Raw genomic sequence first — 1320 nt, forward strand, 5'->3', positions numbered from 1 at the left:
TTGTTCTTTTCCTAAATCATCGGTTAAAGCCTTTTGAATCAAATATTTTAATTCATTGGTGCTGACTGTACTACGGATCATGGCATTTAAATATTCATCCTTATCAATTTGATTCCAATCGACAATTTTGTATAGTTTATTTTTAAGAATTAAATCCAACCAGATACGAGTGGCTCGTCCATTGCCTTCCCTAAAAGGATGCGCCACATTCATATCCGAGTACTTATCAATAATTTCATCAAATGTTTCTTGAGGTAATTTATCAATATATTCAAGTGTTTGCGCTAAAAAAATACGTGGCGCAAATTGAAAGTTTCCTTTCGCAATATTCACTTCTCGAATTTTTCCTGCAAAGTCGTAAATATCTTGGAATAAAAACTGATGAATATCAGATAAGCCTTGAAACGTCCCAATTTCCAGATCCTCTATTTTGCCAGACTCAAACAATTCTTTGGCTCTTTTTTTCGTTAATAACTCTTCTTGTTTGGCTAATTCTGCTGAATTTGTTAAGCCTAATTTATTATCTAAAACCAAAATATCCCCTCACTCTCTATTTTTTCGGAAAGATTCTTTTGAAAATTTTTGGACGTTGATCAAACCATGTTGAAGCGGTATACATTAATCGAAAACTGCCATAAATTCCAGCACCGATTAAACCAAAACCACCTAATCCAAGAACGACTGCCCCATAAGGATGTTTAGGCTGTATTTCCATCACTGTGTCATACAAAATATGCAAACCCCAACCATCCCAGATACCTTTATAAATCCATCGTCCGATGAGAATACCGACAACTAAGAAACAGAACAGGCAGATAATATTCACAATCAAAATACTGTAACGTTCGACAATCTCACGTTTGCGATCTGCTTTTATCTGCTCTTTTTGTTCATTCAGTTCTTTTTTCAAAGCGAGTAATGCTTGTTTTTCAACTTGAATGTCTTTCAGTATGGTCGCTTTTAAGTTTTCTGCCTCTAAACGATGGAGTTGTTCTTGAATGGCAGACTCCATTTTTTGACTCGCAACAGCTTCTATTTTTTCTTGGTAGCCCCGAAAGTCTTTATTAACTTCTTGACGGACTAAGCGGTCTAGTTCTGGAACGTGACTGAAATCAATTTTACCATTTTTATAAGCATTTAATACTTGAACAACGAGTTGTTCATCTTTATTCATCGACTCATCCCCCGATCATGATCTTTTGTTGGTTTCTTTTCAGACTGTACGTCTCTATTCACTTGTTTTTCTAGGCTTTTCTGTTGTTCTTGCTCGTAATTTTTCATGTCTTTTGAAAAGCGACGTTCAAAATCATCGAGGATTTT

General features: G+C 35.2%; 2 protein-coding genes. Both read right to left on the bottom strand.

Annotated elements, in window-relative coordinates:
- Positions 1-534: protein adenylyltransferase Fic (gene fic / locus ABT186_RS47770; protein WP_351930709.1), on the bottom strand; the 534-nt coding region annotated here is incomplete at its 3' end.
- Positions 535-550: 16 nt separating this feature from the next.
- Positions 551-1174, bottom strand: coding sequence for a mobilization protein (locus ABT186_RS47775; RefSeq protein ID WP_259760236.1), 624 nt, complete (start codon positions 1172-1174; stop codon positions 551-553).
- Positions 1175-1320: the final 146 nt, after the last annotated feature.

The sequence above is a fragment of the Streptomyces sp. NPDC001634 genome (assembly GCF_040298185.1).
Classification (GTDB): domain Bacteria; phylum Actinomycetota; class Actinomycetes; order Streptomycetales; family Streptomycetaceae; genus Streptomyces.